The following is a 23,831-nucleotide window of genomic DNA, read 5'->3' as shown; positions in this document are numbered from 1 at the left end:
AGAAACAAGTCCGTATGGACTTACGTCGATAATCTGAAGATGGCACAACTTGGGCCAGCCTTCTAAGAAGGCTGGCTTCACAGCCCCCTTATAGGGGGCTAAAAGCAAGTCTGCGTTCTAAGAACGCAGATGTTTACTCCGCCGCTTTTTGGTCGAATGAATTCGACCCTACAGGGGGCTTCGATCCGCCGCCGTGGTGTTCAGGCTTTCAGGGTCTTCTTGGGATGTTTGCGCTCGGGGTAGCAGGTGCGGCAGATCTCGCACACCCGGCCGTCGCAGCCCCGGGCGGTGCAGTACTCGCGGCCGTAGTAGATGATCTGCAGGTGCAGGCGGTTCCAGTAGTCCTCGGGGAACAGCCGCTTGAGGTCGCGTTCGGTCTGGGTCACGTTCTTGCCGCTGGTCAGGCCCCAGCGCTGGGCCAGGCGGTGGATATGGGTGTCCACCGGAAAGGCGGGTACGCCGAAGGCCTGTGCCATCACCACGCCGGCGGTTTTGTGGCCCACGCCCGGCAGGCGCTCCAGGGCCTCCATGTCCGCCGGCACCTCGCCCCCGTGTTCTTCCAGCAGAATCTCGCTGAGGCGCTTGATGGCCTTGGATTTTTGCGGCGACAGGCCGCAGGGGCGGATGATCTCGCGGATCTGTTCCACGTCCAGGGCGGCCATGTCGACGGGGTTGTCCGCCACCGCGAACAGCGCGGGGGTGACCTGGTTGACCCGCTCGTCGGTGCACTGGGCGCTGAGCAGCACCGCCACCAGCAGGGTATAGGGGTCCTTGTGGTCCAGGGGGATGGGGGTCTGGGGGTAGAGCTCCTGCAGGCGATGCAGGATATAGTCGACCCGCTCGGCTTTTTTCAACATTGACGGTATTTCCCGGTGGTGAATGCCTACAGGCCCTGTACGCAGTCGACGATACGCCGCGCCGCTTCCTCGCAGTCGGCGTGTTCCGCCACCAGCGCCATGCGCACCCGGCCCTCGCCGGGATTGCCCCGGCCCGCGTCCCGCGCCAGGTAGCGGCCGGGCAGCACGGTGACGTTGTAGTCTTCAAGCAGCGCGCGGGCGAAGTCGGTATCGGCGACCGGTGTGGCCGGCCACAGGTAGAAGCCGGCGTCCGGCCGGGCCACGGGCAGGGCGTCGCCGAGTTCCGCGAGAATGCCGAGTACGCTGTCGAATTTTTGCCGGTAGCGGCGACGGTTGTCCACCACGTGGGCCTCGTCCTCCCAGGCGGCCTCGCTGGCCAGCTGGTGGTGCAGCGGCATGGCGCAGCCGTGGTAGGTGCGATAGCGCAGGAACTGCGCCAGGATATCGGCGTCGCCGGCGACGAAGCCCGAGCGCAGCCCGGGCAGGTTGGAGCGCTTGGACAGGCTGTGAAACACCACGCAGCGTGCAAAGTCGTGTTCGCCCATCGCCGCGCAGGCCTGCAGCAGCCCCGGCGGCGGCGCCTCCTCGTCGAAATAGATCTCCGAGTAGCACTCGTCGCTGGCGATGATAAAGTCGTGTTCCCGCGCCAGGGCAATCAGCTTTTGCAGGGTGGTCATCGACAGTACCGCGCCGCTGGGATTGCCGGGGGTGCAGATGTAGAGCAACTGGCAGCGCCGCCACTGCTCCGGCGTGACGCTGTCGAAGTCGGGTGCAAAGCCGGTTTGCGCAGTGCAGTCGATGAACTGGGGTCGCGTGCCCGCGAGCAGGGCCGCGCCCTCGTAAATCTGGTAGAAGGGGTTGGGGCTCATGACCGCGCCGTCCCGCCCGGGTTCGATTACCGTCTGGGCGAAGGCGAACAGGGCTTCCCGGGTGCCGTTGACCGGCAGTACCTGGCGTTCCGGGTCAACACTCCGCAGGCCGAAACGGCGCTCCAGCCACCCGGCGATGGCCCCGCGCAGCTGGTCGCCGCCGCGGGTGGCGGGGTAGTTGGCCAGTTTGTCCAGGTGCTGCGCCAGGCGCTCCAGCACAAAGGGCGGCGAGGGGTGGCGCGGTTCGCCGATCGACAGGGCGATCGGGCTGTGCTCCGGACTGGGCTGGATATCGGCGAACAGTTCGCGAAGTTTTTCGAAGGGATAGGGCTGCAGCAACGCAAGCTGTGGATTCATGGTGTGGTCTGGCCGTTCAGAGTTGTTGGTCGAGGCGCTCGCGGATCGCGTCCTGGATGGCCTCGCAGCGCCCGGGATCGGTGATCGGCTGGTCCCGGTCGTCGGTGATGAAGAACACGTCCTCCACCCGCTCCCCCAGGGTTTGGATCTTGGCGGCCTGCAACACCACGTCGTGCTCGACGAATACCTGGCCGATGCGCGCCAGCAGCCCAGGGCGGTCGGGCGAGGCCACTTCCAGCACGCTGACGTGCTTGATTTCATCCACCGACATGCGAGTCTCGGTGGGCACGGTGAAGGATTTCATCTGCCGGGGGGTGAGCCGCTGCACCACCGCCGGCTTGTCGGTGTCGGTGGCCAGGGCGCGGGCCAGGTGTTCCCGGATGTGCTTCAGGCGCGCGCCGTCCTCGGCGATGGCGCTGCCATCGGAGTCGAGTACGAAGAAGGTGTCGAGGGTCATGTTGTCATTGGCGTTGTAGATGCGCGCGTCGTGGATGCTCAGGTCCAGCTGCTCCAGCTCCGCGCACACCCGCGAGAACAGGTGCGGGTGGCTCTGGGCGTGAATGAAAATCTGGGTGGCATTGGCCACGCTGGAATCATTGGAGCTGCGCGCCAGCACCAGGGGCTGACTGCGGTCGTAGTGGCCGGCGATGGCCTCGGTGTGCCAGGCGATATCCTCCGCCCGCTCACGCAGGAAATAGTCCTCGCCGCGTTCGCGCCACAGGTCTTCCAGCTCCTCGATGGTAAAGCCCCGGTACTCGAGAATGTCGATGGCCGCGTTGCGGGCTTCCTCGATCCACACCTGCTTGTCGATGGGGTTTTCCAGGCCGCGGCGCAGGGCGCGCTTGGTCTCGGTGTAAAGCTGGCGCAGCAGGCTGCCGCGCCAGGCGTTCCACAGATTGGGATTGGTGCCGTTGATGTCGGCCACGGTCAGGGTGAACAGGTAGTCCAGCCGGTGCTGGTCGCCGACGTGCCGGGCGAACTGCTGGATCACCTCCGGGTCGGAGATGTCCTTGCGTTGCGAGACCGCGGACATGGTCAGGTGGTTGCGCACCAGCCACACCACCAGGTTGGTGTCACGCTGCAGCAGGCCGTGCTGCAGGCAGAAGCGCTCGGCGTCCAGCGCGCCGAGTTCCGAGTGGTCGCCGCCGCGGCCCTTGCCGATGTCGTGGTACAGCCCGGCGATGTACAGCAGTTCAATCTTCGGCAGTCGCCGGGCCACGCGACTGGAGACCGGGAAGCGCTCCTCGTACTCCGGCGCCTGGAAGCGGCGCATGTTCTGGATCACTTCCAGGGTATGGGCGTCAACGGTATAGGCGTGGAACAGGTCGTGCTGCATCTGGCCGACGATGCGGCCGAACTCCGGCAGGTAGTTGCCGAGAATGCCGTAGCGCGTCATCCGCCGCAGCTGGCGGGTGACCCGGTAGGGCGCGCGCAGGATATCCAGGAACTGCTTGTGGTTGCGCGGGTCGGCGCGGAAGTTGTCGTCGATCAGGTGGCGGTGGTCGCGAAGCAGGCGGATGGTGGGGGCGCCGATGCCGATGATGTCGCGGTCCTGGGCGCAGAGCAGGAATACCTCCAGCAGCGCCGGGGGGTACTGCTGGAATAGGCGCTCGTCCTTCACCTCGATATAGCCGTTGCGGGTGCGGAAGCGCTCGTTGATATCGCGCAGCTCGTCGGCCCCGCTGGCGTGCAGGATGGCCTGGTCGAAATTCTGGATCAGCACTTCGTTGAGCTGGCCCAGGGCCAGGGCCCAGCGGTAGAAGAGCTGCATGAATTGCTCCACCGCCAGTTTGTCGCCGTCCTCGAAGCCCCACAGTTCCGCGAGGGCGCGCTGGTGATCGAACAGCAGCCGGTCTTCCTCGCGTCCGGTGACCATGTGCAGCGCGTAGCGCACCCGCCACATGAACTCCCGGCCGCGGTCGAGGATGCGCCGTTCATCGGGGGTGAGGAAGTTGCCGGTGGACAACTCATCGAGGGTTTTGACGCCGAAGTGTCGTTCGGCGATCCAGCCGATGACCTGCAGGTCGCGCAGGCCGCCCGGTGAGCCTTTGACATTGGGCTCCAGGTTGTACTCGGTATCGGCGTACTTGTTGTGGCGGGCCTGCTGCTCGTCCAGCTTGGCGCGGAAAAATTCCGCGCTGGGCCACATCTGCGCCGGGGAGGTGGCCTCGCGCACCGCCTGCATCAGCGGCTCGCTACCGCGCAGGACCCGCGCCTCCATCAGGTTGGTGAGCACGGTAATATCCCGGGCGGCATTGACCCGGCAATCTTTTACGGTGCGCACGCTGTGGCCCACGGCGAGGCCGATATCCCACAGCAGGGTCAGGAAGGCCTCGACCAGGCCCTGGCAGGCCTCCCGGTCTTCGCCGATCAGGATCAGTATGTCGATGTCGGAGTGGGGGTGGAGTTCGCCGCGGCCGTAGCCGCCCACCGCCACCAGCGCGGTATCGGTTGGCCAGGGCTGGAGATCCCACAGGGCGCCCAGCAACTCGTCCATGAACCGCGCCCGCAGGCGAATCAGGTCACCCGCCTCGACGCCGGCGTGAAACTGGGTGTCGAGATAGTCGCTGGCTTCGCCGAGGGCGGCCTTGCAGCGCCCGATGGTGTTGCCGCCGGCGATGTCGGCGCGGAACCCGTCCACGTCGAACATCGCCGGCGGCAGGGAGGTGTTGGCGGCGGTCATCTTGGCCCTCAGAAAGGTTCGTTGCTGCGCCGGGTAAAGATTTCGCAGCCGTCCTCCGTGACCCCGAGGGTGTGTTCCCACTGCGCGGACAGGCGCCCGTCCTTGGTGGTGACGGTCCAGCCGTCCTTCTGGTTGAGTTTGGTGTGGCGGCGGCCGGCGTTGATCATGGGCTCGATGGTGAAGGTCATGCCCGGCTCCAGCACCAGTCCCGCCCCTTTCTTGCCGTAGTGCAGTACCTGGGGATCCTCGTGAAAGACCTGGCCGATGCCGTGGCCGCAATACTCGCGCACCACCGAGTAGTAGTTTTTCTCGGCGTGCTGCTGGATCACGTGGCCGATGTCGCCCAGGGTGGTGCCGGGCCGCACGATGTCCAGCGCCTTGTACAGGCACTCCTGGGTGACGCGCACCAGCCGCTTGGCGTGATCGGGGACATCGCCCACCAGCACCATGATGCTGGTGTCGCCGTGGTAGCCGTCCTTGATCACGGTGACATCGATATTGACGATGTCGCCGCTCTTGAGTTTTTTGTTGTCGGCGGGAATGCCGTGGCAGACCACCTCATTGATCGAGGTGCAGATCGAGCGGGGAAAACCATGGTAGCCGAGGCAGGCGGGGATGGCGTCCTGCACCTCGGTGATATGGCGGTGGCAGATGGCGTCGAGCTCCCCGGTGGTGATTCCGGGCTCCACTTTGGGCTCGATCATCTCGAGCACCTCGGCAGCGAGGCGCCCCGCGGTGCGCATGAGTTCGATCTCGTCGGCTGTCTTGATTGATACCGCCATTACTAACCTATTGAAAATAAAAGATTTTAGTTTGAGTCCGGGAGGGGTCCGGTGGTGCCGGGAGCGCCCGAAACGCCGTATTCTAACGCATGCGCCGGGTAAAAGCGCATGGCCCGCGGGAATTGCCCCCCCTTCGTCGGCGGGCTGTGCCTTTCCTCGCGGGTGCACTTGTGGTATAAAGCGCGCCTCGCTGGCGGGCGCCCCTGAACGGAGGCCGTTGTGCCGGCGGGAAATCACATTAAACGACGCACACATATCAATACCTGTCCCAGGGTGCCGGCAAGGCCGGTTTGGGGCACGGGATATGTGGAGGACTAACCCACTACAAGGTACTTATCTTATGTCGCAAGTAAGCATGCGCGAACTGCTGCAGGCGGGCGCCCACTTTGGTCACCAAACCCGTTACTGGAACCCCAAGATGGACCAGTACATCTTCGGTGCCCGCAACAAAATCCACATCATCAACCTTGAGTACACTGTTCCGGCGTTCAACGACGCCCTGAACAAGGTCAAGCAGATGGCTGGCAACAAGAACAAGATCATGTTCGTGGGCACCAAGCGTGCCGCTGGCAAGGTCATCAAGGAGCAGGCCGAGCGCGCCGGCATGCCCTACGTCAGCCACCGTTGGCTGGGCGGCATGCTCACCAACTACAAGACCATTCGCGCCTCCATCAAGCGGCTGCGCGACCTGGAGGCCCAGCAGGCCGACGGTACTTTCGCCAAGCTGACCAAGAAAGAGGCGCTGATGCGCACTCGCGACATGGAGAAGCTGGAGCGCTCCATCGGTGGTATCAAGGATATGGGCGGCCTGCCCGACGCGCTGTTCGTGGTTGACGTGGACCACGAGCGCATCGCCATTACCGAAGCCAACAAGCTGGGTATTCCGGTGATCGGCGTGGTTGATACCAACTCCAACCCCGACGGCGTGGACTATGTGATCCCCGGCAACGACGACGCCATTCGCGCCATCAAGCTCTATGTGACCGCCGTGGCGGACGCCTGTGTGGCCGGCAAGGCCGAGGGCGGCGAGGCGATGGTCGCCAAGGACGAGTTTGTCGAGGAGTCCGCGCCGGCAGAGCCCGCGGCCGAGTAAGCACACTCACCCCGGTCACGCAGCTGTCACCGGGGTCTGCAATAATCCCCGGTGGCAGCAGCCGATACCGGGGATTTTGGTATTAAAGATTTCCCTCAAGGGGGACTAGCAGGAGGACAGTATGTCTGCAGCACTGGTCAAAGAACTTCGCGAGCGCACCGGACTGGGCTTGCTGGAATGTAAAAAAGCCCTGGCGGCCGCCGGCGGCGATGTTGAGCAAGCGATCGAGGACCTGCGCAAGGCCAGCGGCATGAAGGCCGCCAAGAAGGCTGGTCGCACCGCCGCCGATGGCGTGGTGGCTTCCCGCGTTGCCGAAGACGGTAGCTTCGGGGTGGTTGTGGAAGTGAACAGCGAAACCGATTTCGTGGCCCGTGACGCGGGTTTCCTGGCCTTTGTGGAAAAGGTGCTGGACACGGCCTTCACTACGCGCCAGGCCGAGGTGGCCGAGCTGATGGAAGGTGAGCTGGAGTCTGATCGTCAGGCGCTGGTACAGAAGATTGGCGAGAACATTGGCGTGCGTCGCGTGCAGCTGGTGACCGCGGATAGTGGTGTGGTCGGCTCCTATGTGCACGGCAACAAGCGCATTGCGGTGCTGGTGGAGCTGAAGGGCGGCGACCAGGACCTGGCGAAGGATGTGGCGATGCACGTGGCGGCGGTAAACCCGCGCGTGGTGTCTCCGGCGGATATGCCGGAAGAGGTGATTGCCAAGGAGAAGGAAATCTACACGGCCCAGGCCCAGGACTCAGGCAAGCCGGCGGAGATTATCGAGAAGATGATCGGCGGCCGGGTGAAGAAGTTCCTGGCGGAGAACAGCCTGGTGGAGCAGGCTTTCGTGAAGGATCCGGACGTGACCGTTGGCAAGCTGGTGTCCGGCGCCGGTGCGGAAGTGGTGTCTTTTGCGCGCTTTGAGGTGGGTGAGGGCATTGAGGTCGAGAAAGTCGACTTCGCCGACGAGGTGGCGGCCCAGCTGAAGGGCTGATCGCCACGCGCAGTACTTCGAAACGGGGCCTTTTGGCCCCGTTTTGTTATCTGGTGTTTGGGGGGTTTGCGCAAGGGGTTTGGTTGTGTGGCTCTTGGGGGCGGTGGCTCTGTGTGTGAGTCGGTGGCGTTGCGCATGGGCTCGGTGGCGCAGCGCCGCACCGGGGAGGCCCTTCCGCGACACGCTACAAGCATGACGTGCCCGAAAAGAGGGGCAGGCTCTCCATGTCGCGCTCGGCAGCGGCCGTCCATGGCCGCTGACGGTCGCGGAAGGGCCTCCCCGGCACTGCACTGCTTCGATTTGGGCTGATGGGCTCTGCCGCAGACTAATAACCGTTGCTTTGCGTTGGTTGCTCGAAGTGCCTTGGGTTTGGGCTGTAGGCGTGGGGAGCGGGTGCCTCCTGCCAGACCGTCAGCGCCCTGGACGGGCGCTGCCGAGCCCCCATGGACGGGTTTACGGCGTGTCTGGCAGGAGGCACCCGCTTCGCGCGCCGCTCCGGGCGGCGATCGAAGCTTATGACCGAGGAAGAGGAAAGCCGGAGAGAGCCTTGCAGGTCGATATTTGCAATGAACTTGCAGTGAACTCCCAAAGAACCAGTGTCAAACTCCGATATTGGCCCCTTTGCCCGCCAGTCGCAAAAATGCACTGGGGTGTAGCGCCGATGTCCTGTAATATACGCCACCAGTTCAGGAGACCAGATTCATGCCGCAAGCCTCAGGTGACAAGAAGTACAAGCGCATCCTGCTGAAACTCAGCGGCGAGGCGCTCACCGGGACCGAGAAATTCGGGATCGACCCCAAGGTCCTCGACCAGATGGCCCTCGAGATCGGCCAGCTGGTGGGGATCGGCGTCCAGGTCGGACTCGTGGTCGGGGGTGGCAACCTGTTCCGCGGCGCCGCGCTGCAGGCCGCCGGGCTCGACCGGGTGACCGGGGATCACATGGGGATGCTCGCCACGGTGATGAACGCCCTCGCTTTGCGCGACGCGCTGGAACGCTCCAATATCGCCACCCAGGTCATGTCCTCCATTCCCATGAGTGGCGTGGTCGATCACTACGACCGGCGCAAGGCCATTCGCGCCCTGGGCAATGGCGATGTGGTGATCTTCAGTGCCGGTACCGGCAACCCCTTCTTTACCACCGACTCCTCGGCCTGCCTGCGGGGTATCGAGGTCGAGGCCGACCTGGTACTCAAGGCCACCAAGGTGGACGGCGTGTATTCGGCGGACCCCTTCAAGGATCCCGAGGCCGTCAAGTACGAGCGGCTGACCTACGACGAGGTGCTGGACAAGAAACTGGAAGTAATGGACCTGACCGCCATTTGCCTGTGCCGGGATCACAAGATGCCGGTGCGGGTTTTCGAGATGGAAAAGCAGGGGGCGCTGCTGAACATCGTGCGCGGCGGGCAGGACGGCACCCTGATTGAGTAAACGGTTCGGGGTAACAAGGAGATGAAACGTGATTGACGATATAAAAGCAGAAGCCTCCGAGCGGATGGAGAAAAGCCTCGAGGCGCTGGCCCACAATTTCAACAAGATCCGCACCGGGCGGGCCCACCCCAGTCTGCTCGACGGGCTGAAGGTGTCCTACTACGGGTCTGATACGCCCCTGAACCAGGTGGCAAATATCAACGTGGAAGATGCCCGGACCCTGTCGCTGACGGCCTGGGACCGGTCCATCATTCCCGACATCGAGAAAGCCATTCTCAAATCGGACCTGGGTCTGAACCCGGCCACGGCGGGGGAGGTGATTCGCATCCCCATGCCCATGCTCACCGAGGAAACGCGCAAGGGCTTTATCCGCCAGGCGCGGAACGAAGCCGAGTCGGCGCGGGTGTCGGTGCGCAATGCGCGGCGCGACGCGATGACGATGCTCAAGGACATGGTCAAGGAAAAGGAAATCAGCGAGGACGATGAGCGTCGGGGTCAGGAAGTGGTGCAGAAGCTGACCGACAAGTACGTCGCCAAGGTGGAGGAGATGCTGGCCACCAAAGAAGAAGACCTGATGGAAATATAGGGCAGAGGCCCTGGCCATCGGCTTTATGACCAAATCTCAAGGATCCGACAAGGGGGCCGCGGCCAACGCAGCCGTCGTGCCCCGTCATGTCGCCATTATCATGGACGGCAACAATCGTTGGGCCAGGCGCCAGGGCGTGCCTGGTCCGGCTGGCCATCGCGCCGGCGTGGAGGCGGTGCGGGGCGTGTTGCGCTCCTGCCGCGACCACGGCGTCGAGGTGCTGACATTATTCGCCTTTTCCAGTGAAAACTGGGGGCGGCCGCAACCGGAAGTGCGGGCCCTGCTGGCCCTGCTGTCGCGCTATTTGCGCAATGAGGTGCGGGAATTGCACAAGGATGGCGTGCGGCTGCGCTTTATCGGCCAGCGCGGCCGTTTCAGCGAGCGCCTGCAGCGCCTGATGGAGCGGGCGGAGCATCTCACCCGTGACAACCGCGCCGCCACCATGGTGATTGCGGTGGACTACGGCGGCCAGTGGGATATCGCCCAGGCGGCCCGGGCCGTGGCGGAGGAAGTGCGGGCGGGGAGAATCCAGCCGGAGGATATTTCCGTCGAGCTTCTGGACGGCTACCTGTCCGCCGCCGACCTGCCGCGGCCGGACCTGTGTATCCGCACCGGCGGCGATGCGCGCATCAGTAATTTCATGCTGTGGCAGTTCGCCTACAGCGAGCTGTACTTCACCAATACCCTGTGGCCGGACTTCGGCGAGCTGGAATTCGCCCGTGCCCTGGCTGACTACAGTCGCCGGGAGCGTCGTTTCGGTTTGCGTGCGCCGGACGATCTGGTTGCCGGTGGCGGGGATGCTTAAACAGCGCGTCGTTACGGCGCTGATCATGGCCGCCCTGTTTTTGGGGGCGATGGCCTTCCTGCCGCTGTCCGGCCTGGCGGTGTTTTTCGCCGTGGTGGTGGCCCTGGGCTGCTGGGAGTGGGCTCCGCTGGCCGGCTGGCGCGGCCCCTGGGCGCGCGGCTTTTATGTGCTGATCGTGGTCGCCTGTATGGCCGCGCTGTACGTCTATTGCGGTCTCGGCCAGGGCCCCCGGCGGGAGGATGTGCAGCCGGTGCTGGGGCTGGCCTGCCTGTGGTGGAGCTTCTCCCTGCTGTGGGTGAAGGGCTACCCCTCGAGCGCCCTGCTCTGGAGCAGCCGGGCGATGCGCACCCTGATGGGCGTGCTGATCATGGCGGCCGCCTGGGTGGCGGCGGTGTACCTGCTGAGCTTCCCGGGCGGCGGTTTGTTGATGGTGGGCATGATCGTGATAGTGGCGGCGGCCGATATCGGCGCCTACTTCGCCGGCAAGCGTTTTGGCCGCCATAAACTGGCGGCCGCGGTCAGCCCGGCGAAGACCTGGGAGGGTTTTTGGGGCGGCATGGCCTGCGTGCTGCTGCTGGCGCTGTTGATCTGGTACCTGTTGCCCCCGCGCATGGCCCATGTCAGCCTGATGGCCGTGGTGGCGGTGACCCTGAGCACGGCGCTGGCGTCGGTGGTCGGGGACCTGACAGTGAGCATGGTCAAGCGCCACAGCGGGGTGAAGGACAGCGGCTCGATCCTGCCGGGGCACGGCGGCGTGCTGGATCGGCTGGACAGTATCTGCGGCGCGGCTCCGGTGTTTGCCCTGGGTCTGTTGCTGGTGGACTGGTGAGTCGCGGCAGATGGGTAGTGATAGGTGAGTAACGGCGAGACAGGCATGGCAAATCCCGCGCAACAGGCGGTCAGTGTGCTGGGTTCCACCGGCTCCATTGGTCTCAGCACCCTGGATGTGATTGCCCGGCATCCGGATCGCTACCGGGTATTCGCGCTGGCGGCGAATACCTCGGTGGCGGCGATGGCGGCGCAGTGCCGGACCCATCGCCCGGAGTTCGCGGTGATGGCCTGTGCCGACGCCGCCCAGGCCTTGCGCGATGCGCTGCCCGGCGAGCTGGGCACGCAGGTCCTGCAGGGCGAGGAGGGGCTGTGCCGGGTGGCCACCGATCCCGCCGTGGATGCGGTGATGGCCGCGGTGGTGGGGGCCGCCGGCCTGCCTTCCACCCTGGCCGCGGCCCGCGCCGGCAAGCGATTGTTGCTGGCCAACAAGGAATCCCTGGTGATGGCCGGGCACCTGCTGATGGAGGCGGTGCACGAGTCCGGCGCGTTGCTGTTGCCGATCGACAGCGAGCACAATGCGATTTTCCAGTGTCTGCCGGTGGATCGCGCCGGGCGACCCGGGCGGGCGGGGGTCGACAAAGTCTTGCTCACCGCCTCGGGCGGGCCGTTTCGCACCTGGAGCGTGGCGCAAATGGCCGCCGCGACCCCGGAGCAGGCCTGTGCCCATCCCAATTGGGACATGGGGCGCAAGATTTCCGTGGATTCGGCCACGCTGATGAACAAGGGCCTGGAGTTTATCGAGGCCTGCTGGTTGTTCGACCTGGCGCCCGAGCGGGTGGACGTGGTGGTGCACCCCCAGAGTATCGTCCATTCCATGGTACAGTACCGGGACGGTTCGGTACTGGCCCAGCTGGGCAACCCCGATATGCGCACCCCCATTGCCTATGGCCTGAGCTGGCCGGAGCGGGTGGACGCGGGGGTGTCGCCCCTGGATCTGGTGGCGGCTTCGCGGCTGGATTTCGAGGCCCCGGACGAGGGCCGTTTTCCCTGCCTGCGGCTGGCGCGCGAGGCGGTGTCCGCCGGGGGCACGGCGATGGCGATTTGCAACGCCGCCAACGAGGTGGCGGTGGCGGCTTTCCTCGACAACCGTATTGGCTTCAACGACATTCCCGCGGTGATCGAGCGGACGCTCGAGCGCTGCCCCGTGGTTGAACCCCGATCGCTGGCTGTGGTCGAAACTGCTGACGCGGAGGCGCGGCACGCGGCCGAGGTATTTGTGGCCGATGGCCCGACGCGCGGTTCCGCGGGCGTGGAGATCTAATGGATTTGCTTTACACCATAGCAATAACCCTGCTGACCCTGGCCGTGCTGGTGGCGGTGCACGAGTACGGCCATTTCTGGGTGGCGCGGCGCTGCGGCGTCAAGGTGCTGCGCTTTTCCATCGGCTTTGGCAAGCCCCTGGCCACCTGGCGCGATCGGCACGGCACCGAGTTCAGCGTGGCGGCGATCCCCCTCGGCGGTTATGTCAAGATGCTCGACGAGCGCGAGGGCGAGGTGCCCGCCGCGGAGCAGCACCGGGCCTTTAACCGCAAGCCGGTGTTGCAGCGCATCGCGGTGGTGGCGGCCGGGCCGCTGGCCAATTTCGCCCTGGCCATTGTCGCCTACTGGGGCCTGTTCATGGCCGGGGAGAGCGGTTTCTCGCCGGTGATTGGCGGGGTGGAAACCGGCTCGGTGGCCGAAGTCGCCGGTCTCGAGGCCGGACAGGAGATCGTCGCGGTGGACGGTCGCGATACCCCGACCTGGCAGGCCCTGAATTTCCAGTTGCTCGATCGCATTGGCGATACCGGCACCATCACTTTCGCGGTGAAGTACCCCGGTTCCGACGTGGTCTACGAGTCCGAGGCCTTTGTCACCGAGTGGCTCTCGGACCAGGAGCAGCCCGACCTGCTCGGCGGCCTGGGGCTGACCCTGTACACGCCGGACATCCTGCCCGAGGTGGGGGAAGTGACTCCCGGGAGTCCCGCCGAGGCCGCTGGGCTCAGGACCGGGGACATGGTACTCAGCGCCGACGGCATCGGCATGCCCCTGTGGCAGGACTGGGTGGAATACGTGCGCGCGCGGCCGGGCGAGTCCATTGCGCTCGAGGTTCGCCGCGGCGAGGAGCGCTTCACCGCCGACATCGTCCCCGAGCGAATCGTGGGCGAGGACGGCGAGGCCTTTGGTCGTGTGGGGGTGGCGGTGGTCGTTCCAGACATGCCGCCGGAACTGGTGCGCAGTTTCTCCCGGGGGCCGGTCGAGGCCCTGGTGGCGGGCGTGCAGCGCACTGGCGACCTGGTGATGTTCACGCTCAACTCCATCAAGAAGATGCTGCAGGGCCTGATCTCGCCAAAAAACTTGAGCGGCCCCATCACCATTGCTAAAGTGGCGTCCGCGTCCGCCAAGTCAGGGCTGGAATCCTATATCAGCTTCCTGGCGCTGCTCAGTGTCAGCCTGGGGGTTCTCAACCTGTTGCCCATTCCGGTGCTCGACGGGGGGCATCTCCTGTATTACACCGTGGAGCTGTTGGTCGGGCGGCCCGTACCAGAGAAAATACAAGTTTTGGGGTACCAGTTGGGATTGTTCGTGGTTTTGTCGATCATGGCGCTGGCCCTGTTTAACGATTTCGCACGCCTGTAGCCGAGTGTGTCGGGAATAAACACAACCAAACAAGATGACTTGCTGACAGGCCCTATCCGGTGTTTGAGAGAATTTTGACCAAGCGACTTCCCACATGGCTGGCGCTCACCCTCGTATTGGTGGCGCCACTCGCGGCGGCACAGCCGCCCTCGGCCTCGTTCATCGTCAGCGACATCCGGGTGGAGGGCCTGCAGCGTATATCCGCCGGCAGTGTGTTTGCCGCCATGCCCCTGGCGGTGGGTGACCTGGTGAACGAGGAGGCCATTCGCGCCGCCTCCCGCAGCCTGTTTGCCACCGGCAACTTCGACGATATTCGCATCGGCCGCGATGGCAACGTGCTGGTGGTGATCGTCGACGAGCGCCCGAGCATCAGCGAGATCAATATTGAGGGCAACAAGGCCATCGAGACCGAGGCCCTGCTTGATGGCCTCAAGGGCGCCGGCCTGGCGGTGGGGCAGGTGTTCCAGCGCTCCACCCTGGAGGGCATGCAGCTGGAGCTGCAGCGCCAGTACGTGCAACAGGGGCGCTACGACGCCAACATCGAGACCGAGGTGTTGCCGGAGCCGCGCAACCGGGTGTCGATCAACATCGATGTCGACGAGGGTAACGTCGCCGCGATCAAGCATATCAACGTGGTTGGCAACGAGGTGTTCGACGACGAGGAGCTCACCGACCTGTTCGCGCTGAAGACCACGGGCTGGTTCTCCTTCTTCACCAACGACGACAAGTACTCCCGGGAAAAACTCACCGGCGACCTGGAAACCCTGACGTCCTACTACATGGACCGCGGTTACCTGCAGTTCAGCATCGACTCCACCCAGGTTTCGGTGTCCCCCAACAAGGAAGCCGTCTACATCACCGCCAATGTCACCGAGGGTGAGAAGTTCACCGTCAGCGACGTCGACCTGTCCGGCGACCTGGTGCTGCCCGAGACCGACCTGCGGCGTTTCCTGCTGGTGAGCGAGGGGCAGACCTTTTCCCAGCAACTGGTGACTTCCACCGAGGAGTACCTCACCCGCCGCCTGGGCAACGAGGGCTACAGTTTCGCCAAGGTGACCGGCATTCCCGAGGTGGACGAGGACAACAACACCGTGGCGATGAAGTTTTTCGTCGACCCGGGCAAGCGCACCTACGTGCGCCGGGTGAACTTCAAGGGCAACCAGAAGACCGCCGACGACGTGCTGCGCCGGGAAATGCGCCAGATGGAGAGCGCCCCGGCCTCCGCCGCCGCCATCGAGCAGTCGCGGGTGCGCCTGGAGCGTCTGGGCTACTTCAGCAAGGCCTCGGTGGAAACCCCCGAGGTGCCGGGCCACGACGACCTGATCGATGTCGAGTTCGATGTCGAGGAGCAGTCCTCGGGCAGCATCGGCGCCAGTTTCGGTTACGCCCAGGACGCGGGCCTGATCCTCGGCCTGAACCTGCAGCAGGACAACTTCCTGGGGACCGGCCGCCGGGTGGGCATCGCCCTCAACAGCTCCCGCTACCAGGACCTGTACAACTTCAGCTACACCAACCCCTATTACACCGAGGACGGGGTGAGCCGGGGCTTTAATATTTACTACCGCTCCACCGACCTGTCCGAGGTGAACGTCGCCAGCTACACCACCGACACCCTGGGCGCGGCGCTCAATTTCGGCTACCCGATCTCGGAGACCCAGCGCCTGGGCTTCAGTTTCGGGGTGTCCAACACCGAGATCACTGCCGGCCAGTACGCGGTGCAGGAAATCAAGGCCAGCCCGCGCCTGCAGGACGGGGTGGACTTCTGGTACGACAGCACCCGCCTGAGCGACGGCACCTACAGCGGCGTCGAGGAGCTGTTCCCGATCGATTCGCTGCCGGCGGACGCGCTGTCGCCGCCGGGCGAGCCGGGCTTCCTCGACATCCACGGCAACGAATACCTGAACTGGACCGTGACCAGCAGCTGGAGCCAGTCGACCCTGAACCGGGGCCGTCTCGCCACCCGGGGCGCGGCCCAGTCGGTGGCCCTGGAAGTGGCGGTGCCGGGTTCCGATCTCGAATTCTACAAGTTGACCTACCGCGGCGAGATATTCTTCCCTATCCACAATGAGTGGACCCTGCATTTCCGCACCGAGCTGGGCTATGGCGACGGTTACGGCAATACCCAGGGCCTGCCCTTCTACGAGAACTTCTTCGCCGGCGGCTTCGGTTCCGTGCGCGGCTTCGAGAGCAATACCCTGGGGCCCCGCAGTACCAAGGCGGAGGTCTACCTGGTGGACCGGCCGGTGACCGAGATCGACGAGGACGGCAATCCGGTCGAGCGCGGTGGTGAAGACGGGCGCGGTTTCGGCTACGTGCGCGATCCAGAGACCGGCAAGCTGGTGTTCCGCGATTTCCGCGACGACCCCGATCCCTTCGGCGGCAACGTGCTGGTGGAAGGCAGCGCCGAGCTGCTGTTCCCGCTGCCCTTTATCAAGGACCGCAGCAAGCTGCGCTCGGCCTTCTTCGTGGACGTGGGCAACGTATTCAACACCGAGTGCCTGGCCAACCAGTTGAATTGCTTTGACATCGACGCCAGTGAACTGCGCTATTCGGCGGGTGTCGGCGTGACCTGGATCACCGGCTTCGGCCCGATGACCTTCAGCCTGGCCAAGCCGCTCAATGCCGGCCCCGAGGACGAGGAGGAAGTGTTCCAGTTCACCCTCGGCCGGGGCTTCTAGGGCCAGGCCCCAACTTTTTTTGAACCAATGATGGAGATAACCGTGTCCAAGCTATTCAAAGTCGCAATCGCTACCGTGGCCCTGCTGCTGCCGCTCGCCGGCTGGGCCCAGGGCAAGATCGCGGTGGTCAATCTGGAGCAGGCCATCCTGCAGACCGACCACGCGCAGAAACGCCTGGCGGCGGTACGCGCCCAGGAGGACTACAAGTCCGACAAGGCCGAATACGACAAGCTCAAGGAAGAGTTCGACGACCTGGTCAAGGACTTCCAGAAGGACGCCGCGGTGATGAGCCAGGAGCAACAGGTGGCCGCGCGGCAGAAGCTGCAGAGCAAGCAGTCCGACCTGGAGCACGTGACCGGCAAGTTGCAGAATGCCGAGCAGGCCGCCGGCCAGGCGCTGCTGCAGGAAATGTCGCCCCGGGTACAGGAAGTGCTGCGCGAGCTGATCACCACCGAGGGCATCGGCCTGCTGCTGCAACGCCAGTCAGTGATCCACGCCGACGCCGGCTACAGCATCACCGCCAAGGTGACGGACAAGCTGAACCAGCTGTCCGCGGAGTAAACACGTGTACACACTCGGGGAGCTCTCAGGAAAGCTGGGGATAGCGTTCTCGGGTGACGCGGGACGGCGCATCACGGGCCTGGCGACGCTGGACGCCGCCGGCCCGCAGCATCTGGCCTTCCTGGCCAACCGCAAATACCTGTCGCAGTTGGCGACGACCGCCGCCGGCGCGGTGATCGTGCCGCCGGAGCTGGCTGAGCAGTGCCCGGTGGACCACCTGATTGCCGAGAACCCCTATCTTTGCTTCGCCCGGGTGAGCGGTCTGTTCGATCAATCCCCCCAGGCGCCGGCTGGCGTCCATCCCGCGGCCACGGTGTCCGCCGATGCCGAGGTAGACCCCTCGGCCTCCGTGGGGCCCAACGCGGTGATAGAACCCGGCGCGGTGATTGGGCCCCGGGCGGTGATCGGCGCCAATGTCTATATCGGCCACAACAGCCGGGTGGGCGCGGGAACGCGCATCCATGCCAACGCGGTGCTGCACCACGGGGTGAGTATTGGCGAGTCCTGCACCATCCACTCCCAGGCGGTGCTGGGCGGCGACGGTTTCGGTTTTGCCCCCGGCCCCGACGGCTGGGAGAAGATTTACCAGCTCGGCGGGGTGAGCATCGGCAATCGTGTGGAAGTGGGCTCCTGTACCACCATCGATCGCGGCGCCATTGAGGACACGGTGGTGGAGGACGGCGCGATCATCGACAACCTGGTGCAGATCGCGCACAACTGCCGCATCGGAAAAAATACCGCGATCGCCGGTTGCACCGGACTCGCGGGAAGCACGATTATAGGGGCCAATTGCACCCTCGCGGGTGGTGTCGGCGTCGTCGGCCACGTGGAGATCTGTGACAACGTCCACGTCACCGGGATGACCATGGTGACCAAGTCGATCACCGAGCCCGGTTCCTACTCATCCGGCACCCCGATGGCCACCACGCGTGAATGGAAGCGCAGCGCCGTGCGCTTTGCGCAGCTCGACTCAATACAACGGCGCCTGTCCAGTCTCGAGGCTTCCCTCGACCAGGGGCGCGACCACTAAGCACGGAGGAAGACCGTTCCGATGATGGACGTCGCCGAAATTCGCAAGTTACTGCCGCACCGCTACCCCTTCCTGCTGGTGGACCGGGTGGTGGAAATCAATCTGGGCGAATCGATCGTCGCCTACAAGAACCTCAGTATCAACGAGCCCTTTTTCGACGGCCACTTTCCGGACAAGCCGGTGTTCCCGGGGGTGTTGCTGGTCGAGGCCATGGCCCAGGCCGCGGGTGTGCTGGGCTTCAAGTCCCAGAACAAAACCCCCGCGGACGGCTCGATCTATTATTTCGTGGGCGCCGATAACCTGCGCTTCAAACGCCCCTGCGTGCCCGGCGACCGGGTCATGCTGCGCGCGAAGATCCTGGGGGATCGCCGCGGTATCTGGAAATTCGAGGTGAGTTCCGATGTCGACGGGGAACTGGCCGCCTCCGCCACGATTCTCTGCGCAGACCGCAAAGCCTGATTCCCCGCCATGATCCACGAGCAGGCGATAGTCGATCCCGGCGCCAGGCTGGCCGATGATGTGAGTGTGGGGCCCTGGACCCTGATCGGGCCCGACGTGGAAATCGGGCCGGGCTGTCGGATCGAGTCCCATGTGGTGATCAAGGGGCCGACGCGTATCGGCGCCAACAACCACATCTACCAGTTCTCCTCCGTGGGGGAGTCGACGCCGGACCTCAAGTACCGCAACGAGCCCACGCGGCTGGTGATCGGCGACAATAACGTGATTCGCGAAAACGTTACCATCCACCGGGGCACCGTGCAGGATCGCTCCGAGACCACCATCGGCAACCACAACCTGATCATGGCCTATGTGCATATCGGCCACGATTGCGTGCTGGGCGACCACATCATCCTGGTGAACAACGCGGCGCTCGCGGGGCATGTATACGTGGGCGACTGGGCCATCCTTTCCGGCTATACCCTGGTACACCAGTTCTGCAAGATTGGCGCCCACAGCTTTAGCGGCATGGCCACGGGTATCGGCAAGGACGTGCCCGCGTACGTAACCGTCAGCGGTACGCCCGCGGAGGCCAAGACCATCAATGTCGAGGGCCTGCGCCGGCGCGGTTTTTCCAACGAGACCATCAGCCAGTTGCGGCGCGCCTTCAAGATTCTCTATCGCCAGGGCCTCACCCTGGAGCTGGCCCTGCAGCGCCTGGAAACCATGTTGCGCGATACCCCCGAGGTGAAGGTCCTGATCGATTCGGTGCGCGCGTCGGAGCGCGGAATCGTCCGCTAGCGGCGAAGCTCTCGATGCGCATCGGTGTACTGGCGGGGGAGGCCTCCGGCGACATCCTGGGTTCCCGGGTTCTGGCGGCCCTGCGCGAGCGGCATCCCGACCTCGTGGTGGAGGGTATCGGCGGCCCCCTGATGGCGGCCCAGGGTCTGGACAGCCTGTTTCCCATGGAGCGGCTGTCGGTGATGGGCTTTGTCGAGCCCCTCAAGCGCCTGCCGGAACTGCTGCGCATCCGCGGCGCCGTCTATCGCCACTTTCACGACAACCCGCCGGATCTGTTCCTGGGTATCGACTCGCCGGATTTCAACCTGCGCCTGGAGCGCAAGTTGCGCGATTGCGGTGTCACCACGGCCCACCTGGTCAGCCCCACCGTGTGGGCCTGGCGCGCCGGCCGCATCGAGAGCATCCGCCGCAGCGTGGACCGCATGCTCTGCCTGTTTCCCTTCGAGCTGCCGATTTACCGCGAGCACGGGGTGGCGGCGAGTTTTGTCGGCCATCCCCTGGCGGACGAGATCCCGCGCCGGGTGGATGCCGCGGCCGCCCGCGCCGCCCTGGGCCTGCCCGCGGCGGGCAAGCTGCTGGCGCTGTTGCCGGGTTCCCGCGGCGGTGAAGTCGGCCAACTGGCGCCGCTGTTTTTGGCCGCGGCGAGCGAATTGTCAACCCGGCTTCCCGACCTGCACTTCGTTCTGCCCGCGGCCAGTGGCGAGCGCCACGCCCAATTGCGCGAATTGCTGCGCTCCCAGCCGGGACTGCCCCTGACCCTGGTCGAGGGCCGTTCCCGAGAGGTCATGGCCGCCGCCGACGCGGTGTTGCTGGCCTCCGGCACCGCCACGCTGGAGGCGATGCTGCTCAAGCGGCCGATGGTGGTGGCCTATCGCATGGCGCCGCTGTCCTGGGCCCTGGTGTCGCGCCTGGTGAAAACCCCCTGGGCGGCCCTGCCCAACATCCTTGCGGGCCGTGCCCTGGTGCCTGAGCTGATTCAGGATGCGGCCACCGCGCCGGCCATGGCGGAGGCGCTATTGCCATTGCTGCGGGACCCGGACGCGGCGGCGTCCCAGTGCCGGGCCTTTGACGCGCTCCACGAGCAACTGGCCCTGGATTTTGCCGCGCGCGCGGCGGATTCCCTGCTGGCCACAATCGGGGAGGGGAGCTAGTCGTGCAGGACTTGTTCACAAGCGACTACGAGGGACCGGATCTCGCCGGCGTGGACGAGGTCGGCCGCGGTCCGCTGGCCGGAGACGTGGTCGCGGCGGCGGTGATCCTCGATCCGGCCCGGCCGATCACCGGTTTGCGCGATTCCAAGAAGTTGAGCCAACGCCGCCGGGAGGCCCTGGCCGAGGCGATTCGCGAGCAGGCCCTGGCCTGGTCGGTGGCGCGGGCGACAGTGGCGGAAATCGACGAATTAAACATCCTCCACGCCTCGCTGCTGGCGATGAAGCGCGCGGTGGAGTCGCTGCCGGTGCAGCCGGGCTATGTGCTGGTGGACGGCAACCGGCTGCCCCGCTGGCACTACGCCTCAGAGCCGGTGGTCAAGGGCGACGACCGGGTGCCGGCCATTGCCGCCGCCTCCATTCTGGCCAAGGTGCAGCGCGACCGGGAGCTGATGGACCTGGATGCACAGTACCCCGGCTATGGCTTCGCCAGCCACAAGGGCTACCCCACCGCCACCCACCTCGCCGCCCTGCGCGAACTGGGTGTCACGCCGGTGCACCGACGCAGTTTCGCCCCGGTGCGGGCCCTGCTAACGGATTGACCGGGCCGGCGGCGCGGCCCGCCGAATTGCGCTGATCGCCCCGCGCTCTCCTTGCTCCCCTCGCTCTTCGCGGCCGCCGAGCGGTTGCGGTCTTCGGCGCCATTCACAATCAGCTGGAGTCCTGGCGAGTGTTCCCTCTCGAGGGGCGTGCTTATTCCCGTTATTTCGCCATTTTCGTCCCTTTTCTCCCCGTTGTCGGCTTTGAGTCCCTGTTACGGCTGTCATGTGCCGGGTTTTTTGCATATCCCGTTGCCGGAATGCTCTTGTCTTTAAAATATTGCAGCCATGTATTTAATAAGTTATATATATGGCTGTTAAATATGTGAAAGAATTTGGTTAAAGCTGAGATAAGTGATGGGCTGCGGGATGGGCTGAATCCGTCCCTCGCGGTCACATGGCCTTCCAACTAGGGGATAAATAATGACGACTCGGAAAAAACACCTTTCGCTGGCGGTGCTCGCCGCCCTCGGTTCAATGACGACAGCGGCGAGCAGCACCGCCCAGGACGGCCGCGGCCAGCCTGTGGCCCTGGAAGAGGTGATCGTCACCGCGAGCCGGCGCGAGCAGTCCTTGCGGGACGTGGCGGCCTCGGTGGTCGCGGTGGACCCCGCGGATTTCGCCCTGAAAGGGCTGCAGAGCGTGGAGGATGTGGTGCGCTACACCCCGGGCGTCCAGTTCGAGAGTCGCGGCCAGCCCGGCCTGGGCACGCTGACCGCGCGGGGCATTCCGCAGCTGGCGTCCACGCCGGTGTTCGCGATCTACGCCGATGAAACCCCGGTAACCAGCAGTACCGCCTACGCCAACGGTGACAGTATCTTCCTCGACGGCATGCTGCTGGACGTGGAGCGGGTCGAAATCATCAAGGGGCCCCAGGGCACCCTGTGGGGCGCCTCCGCGGTGGGCGGCGCCCTGCGCTATATCACCAGCAAGCCCAATCTGCAGGCGTTCGAGGGCAGCCTGGGCCTGGACGTCAATTCGGTGAGCTCCGGCGATACCGGCAATACGGTGAGCGGCCGGGTGAGTATTCCCCTGATCGAGGACAAGCTGGGCCTGACCATCGCGGGCTTCACCCGGGACGTGGCGGGCTATGTCGACCGCGTACAGGGTCCCATGGGCATTGATCCCGGCAAGACACTGGACAGGGATGTCGATGGCGGCGATGTGGAGGGCTACTCCTTCGACTTGCTGTACCAGGCCACGGACGACCTGGGCCTGCGCCTGAACTACCTCAAGCAGGAAAGCAGCAGCGACGCGCTGTCGGAGGTGACCCTGGCGGGCCCGGGCAGCACCGATGGCCTGCTCGGCGATTACAGCTCGGTGGAGGACGGGACCCGCAAGGAGGTCGAGTTCGAGGTGGTCTCCGGCACGATCACCTACGACATGGCCTTCGCCACCCTGATCTCCTCCACCAGCTACGCCGAGAACAGCCTGCTGACCGCGCAGGACGTGACGCGCAGTTTCGGCCCGCTGATCGACTTGCTGTTGCAGCGTCCGGTTGGCACCAGCTCCCTGACCTTCGACGCCGAGTCCCGCTCGGAGAAGTTCGTGCAGGAGATTCGCCTGGCCTCCCGGGCCGACGGCGACCTGGAGTGGCAGGCCGGCCTCTACTACACCGACGAGGACACCAGCAATGTGCAGGGCGGGCGCATCGAGCCGGATACGCCGGTGGTGTTCTCCGACGCCTCCTTCCCCTCGAATTACACCGAGGCGGCGGTGTTCGGCAGCGTGACCTATTACTTCAGCGACAACTTCGATGTGCAACTCGGTGCCCGCTACAGCGACAACGAGATCGAGCTGGACTTCACCGCCGAGGGACTGCTGGTCACCGGTGGGCCGCGGGTGCAGTCCAGGCAGGTCATCGACGATACCGTCGACACCTACCTGCTGAGCGCGCGCTACCGCCCCGGTGAGAATGTGTCCCTGTACACCACCATCGCCAGCGGCTACCGCCCGGCGACCCCCAACCTGCCGGTGGTCAATCTCGCCACGGGTGATCTGGCCACCACCGAGTTCGTCGAGTCAGACACCTCCTGGAGCTACGAAGCCGGCGCCAAGGGCTGGGCCCTGGACGGCCTGATTTCCTACGACCTGGCCCTGTGGTACGCCACCTACGACAATTTCCAGGCGCCGCTTCTGGTCAACGGCCTCAACACCATCACCAACGCCGACAGCGGTCTCTCCGCCTACGGTTTTGAGAGCGTGACCGCACTGAACCTGACCGACGATTTCGAGATTACCCTGAACATGGGCTATACCCACAGTACCCTCGACGACGATGAGCCGGGTTTCGGCGGCGAGAAAGACCAGGATATTCCGGGCGTGCCGAGCTGGAAAGCCTCACTGCAGTGGTCCTATGCCTTCGAGCTCGCGGCCGGTTGGAATGCCAGCTTCGGCGGCGGCGTGCGCTACATCGACGACTTCGTCACCAACTTCCCCCTGGCCGGAGCCCTGGCGGGCGAGGTGGACAGCCGGGTGATAACCGACGTTAACCTGGGCGTGGAGCGGGGGCCCTACCGCCTGTCGCTCTACGCGACGAACCTGTTCGACGAGCGGGATCTCACCGCCCGCACCGACACCGAGGTCGCCCCGGGGTTTGTTAATTCCGCCGGTATTTTCGAGCGTCCGCGCACCCTCGGCGTCAATCTCCGCTACGATTTCTAGCGGTCGGCGGCTTCCCGTCCCGGTTG

General features: G+C 64.9%; 20 protein-coding genes. 16 read left to right on the top strand and 4 right to left on the bottom strand.

Annotation, left to right across the window (positions count from 1 at the left end; all coding sequences use genetic code 11):
- Positions 1 to 200 precede the first annotated feature (200 nt).
- From nth to map, 4 genes are read right to left on the bottom strand one after another with little or no spacing between them, the layout of a single operon-like run.
- Positions 201 to 857 (bottom strand): endonuclease III, encoded by a 657-nt coding sequence (gene nth / locus JYP50_RS13105; protein WP_206560982.1) that lies wholly within the window; start codon positions 855 to 857, stop codon positions 201 to 203.
- A 26-nt stretch (positions 858 to 883) separates the two neighbouring features.
- Entirely contained in the window at positions 884 to 2,083 is a 1,200-nt protein-coding gene (gene dapC, locus JYP50_RS13100) for a succinyldiaminopimelate transaminase (protein WP_206560981.1), read from the bottom strand.
- Positions 2,084 to 2,099: 16 nt separating this feature from the next.
- Positions 2,100 to 4,766, bottom strand: coding sequence for a [protein-PII] uridylyltransferase (gene glnD, locus JYP50_RS13095; protein ID WP_241263105.1), 2,667 nt, complete (start codon positions 4,764 to 4,766; stop codon positions 2,100 to 2,102).
- 8 nt (positions 4,767 to 4,774) lie between these two features.
- Positions 4,775 to 5,548: a type I methionyl aminopeptidase gene (gene map, locus JYP50_RS13090; RefSeq protein WP_206560980.1), complete on the bottom strand. Its 774-nt coding sequence runs from the start codon at positions 5,546 to 5,548 to the stop codon at positions 4,775 to 4,777.
- Between the two features lie 340 nt (positions 5,549 to 5,888).
- Here map and rpsB point away from each other — a divergent pair, with 340 nt between their 5' ends.
- From rpsB to JYP50_RS13010, 16 genes are all read left to right on the top strand, one after another.
- Positions 5,889 to 6,641, top strand: coding sequence for a 30S ribosomal protein S2 (gene rpsB, locus JYP50_RS13085; protein WP_206560979.1), 753 nt, complete (start codon positions 5,889 to 5,891; stop codon positions 6,639 to 6,641).
- A gap of 121 nt (positions 6,642 to 6,762) precedes the next feature.
- Complete coding sequence (tsf, locus tag JYP50_RS13080) at positions 6,763 to 7,620, top strand: translation elongation factor Ts (RefSeq protein WP_206560978.1); 858 nt, start codon at positions 6,763 to 6,765, stop codon at positions 7,618 to 7,620.
- A 702-nt stretch (positions 7,621 to 8,322) separates the two neighbouring features.
- Entirely contained in the window at positions 8,323 to 9,048 is a 726-nt protein-coding gene (gene pyrH, locus JYP50_RS13075) for a UMP kinase (protein WP_206560977.1), read from the top strand.
- A gap of 28 nt (positions 9,049 to 9,076) precedes the next feature.
- Positions 9,077 to 9,634, top strand: coding sequence for a ribosome recycling factor (gene frr, locus JYP50_RS13070; protein WP_206560976.1), 558 nt, complete (start codon positions 9,077 to 9,079; stop codon positions 9,632 to 9,634).
- Between the two features lie 25 nt (positions 9,635 to 9,659).
- Positions 9,660 to 10,439: a polyprenyl diphosphate synthase gene (gene uppS, locus JYP50_RS13065; RefSeq protein ID WP_206560975.1), complete on the top strand. Its 780-nt coding sequence runs from the start codon at positions 9,660 to 9,662 to the stop codon at positions 10,437 to 10,439.
- Positions 10,432 to 11,268 carry a phosphatidate cytidylyltransferase gene (locus JYP50_RS13060; RefSeq protein WP_206560974.1) on the top strand — a complete coding sequence of 279 codons (837 nt, stop codon included), beginning with the start codon at positions 10,432 to 10,434 and terminating at the stop codon, positions 11,266 to 11,268. Before uppS ends, JYP50_RS13060 begins: the two co-directional genes overlap by 8 nt.
- A 45-nt stretch (positions 11,269 to 11,313) precedes the next feature.
- Complete coding sequence (ispC, locus tag JYP50_RS13055) at positions 11,314 to 12,531, top strand: 1-deoxy-D-xylulose-5-phosphate reductoisomerase (RefSeq protein WP_206560973.1); 1,218 nt, start codon at positions 11,314 to 11,316, stop codon at positions 12,529 to 12,531.
- Entirely contained in the window at positions 12,531 to 13,886 is a 1,356-nt protein-coding gene (gene rseP, locus JYP50_RS13050) for an RIP metalloprotease RseP (RefSeq protein WP_206560972.1), read from the top strand. Before ispC ends, rseP begins: the two co-directional genes overlap by 1 nt.
- A 74-nt stretch (positions 13,887 to 13,960) precedes the next feature.
- Positions 13,961 to 16,564 carry an outer membrane protein assembly factor BamA gene (gene bamA / locus JYP50_RS13045; protein ID WP_206560971.1) on the top strand — a complete coding sequence of 868 codons (2,604 nt, stop codon included), beginning with the start codon at positions 13,961 to 13,963 and terminating at the stop codon, positions 16,562 to 16,564.
- 42 nt (positions 16,565 to 16,606) lie between these two features.
- Positions 16,607 to 17,125: an OmpH family outer membrane protein gene (locus JYP50_RS13040; RefSeq protein ID WP_347136785.1), complete on the top strand. Its 519-nt coding sequence runs from the start codon at positions 16,607 to 16,609 to the stop codon at positions 17,123 to 17,125.
- 4 nt (positions 17,126 to 17,129) lie between these two features.
- The gene (gene lpxD, locus JYP50_RS13035; RefSeq protein ID WP_206560970.1) at positions 17,130 to 18,155 is read left to right on the top strand and encodes a UDP-3-O-(3-hydroxymyristoyl)glucosamine N-acyltransferase; all 1,026 of its coding nucleotides are present in this window, start codon (positions 17,130 to 17,132) and stop codon (positions 18,153 to 18,155) included.
- Between the two features lie 21 nt (positions 18,156 to 18,176).
- Positions 18,177 to 18,614, top strand: a complete 438-nt coding sequence (gene fabZ, locus JYP50_RS13030) for a 3-hydroxyacyl-ACP dehydratase FabZ (RefSeq protein WP_206560969.1) — start codon at positions 18,177 to 18,179, stop codon at positions 18,612 to 18,614.
- 9 nt (positions 18,615 to 18,623) lie between these two features.
- On the top strand, positions 18,624 to 19,394 hold the full coding sequence (gene lpxA / locus JYP50_RS13025; protein WP_206560968.1) for an acyl-ACP--UDP-N-acetylglucosamine O-acyltransferase: 771 nt from the start codon (positions 18,624 to 18,626) through the stop codon (positions 19,392 to 19,394).
- A 14-nt stretch (positions 19,395 to 19,408) separates the two neighbouring features.
- Positions 19,409 to 20,545 carry a lipid-A-disaccharide synthase gene (gene lpxB, locus JYP50_RS13020; RefSeq protein WP_206560967.1) on the top strand — a complete coding sequence of 379 codons (1,137 nt, stop codon included), beginning with the start codon at positions 19,409 to 19,411 and terminating at the stop codon, positions 20,543 to 20,545.
- A 2-nt stretch (positions 20,546 to 20,547) separates the two neighbouring features.
- On the top strand, positions 20,548 to 21,144 hold the full coding sequence (gene rnhB, locus JYP50_RS13015; protein ID WP_206560966.1) for a ribonuclease HII: 597 nt from the start codon (positions 20,548 to 20,550) through the stop codon (positions 21,142 to 21,144).
- Between the two features lie 420 nt (positions 21,145 to 21,564).
- The gene (locus tag JYP50_RS13010; protein WP_206560965.1) at positions 21,565 to 23,805 is read left to right on the top strand and encodes a TonB-dependent receptor; all 2,241 of its coding nucleotides are present in this window, start codon (positions 21,565 to 21,567) and stop codon (positions 23,803 to 23,805) included.
- Positions 23,806 to 23,831: the final 26 nt, after the last annotated feature.

Origin of the sequence: Parahaliea mediterranea (assembly GCF_017255185.1) — a bacterium.
Taxonomy (GTDB): Bacteria; Pseudomonadota; Gammaproteobacteria; order Pseudomonadales; family Halieaceae; genus JAFKCZ01.
The sequence above is the reverse complement of the archived record's forward strand: the minus strand, read 5'-3'. Positions and strand labels throughout refer to the sequence as shown.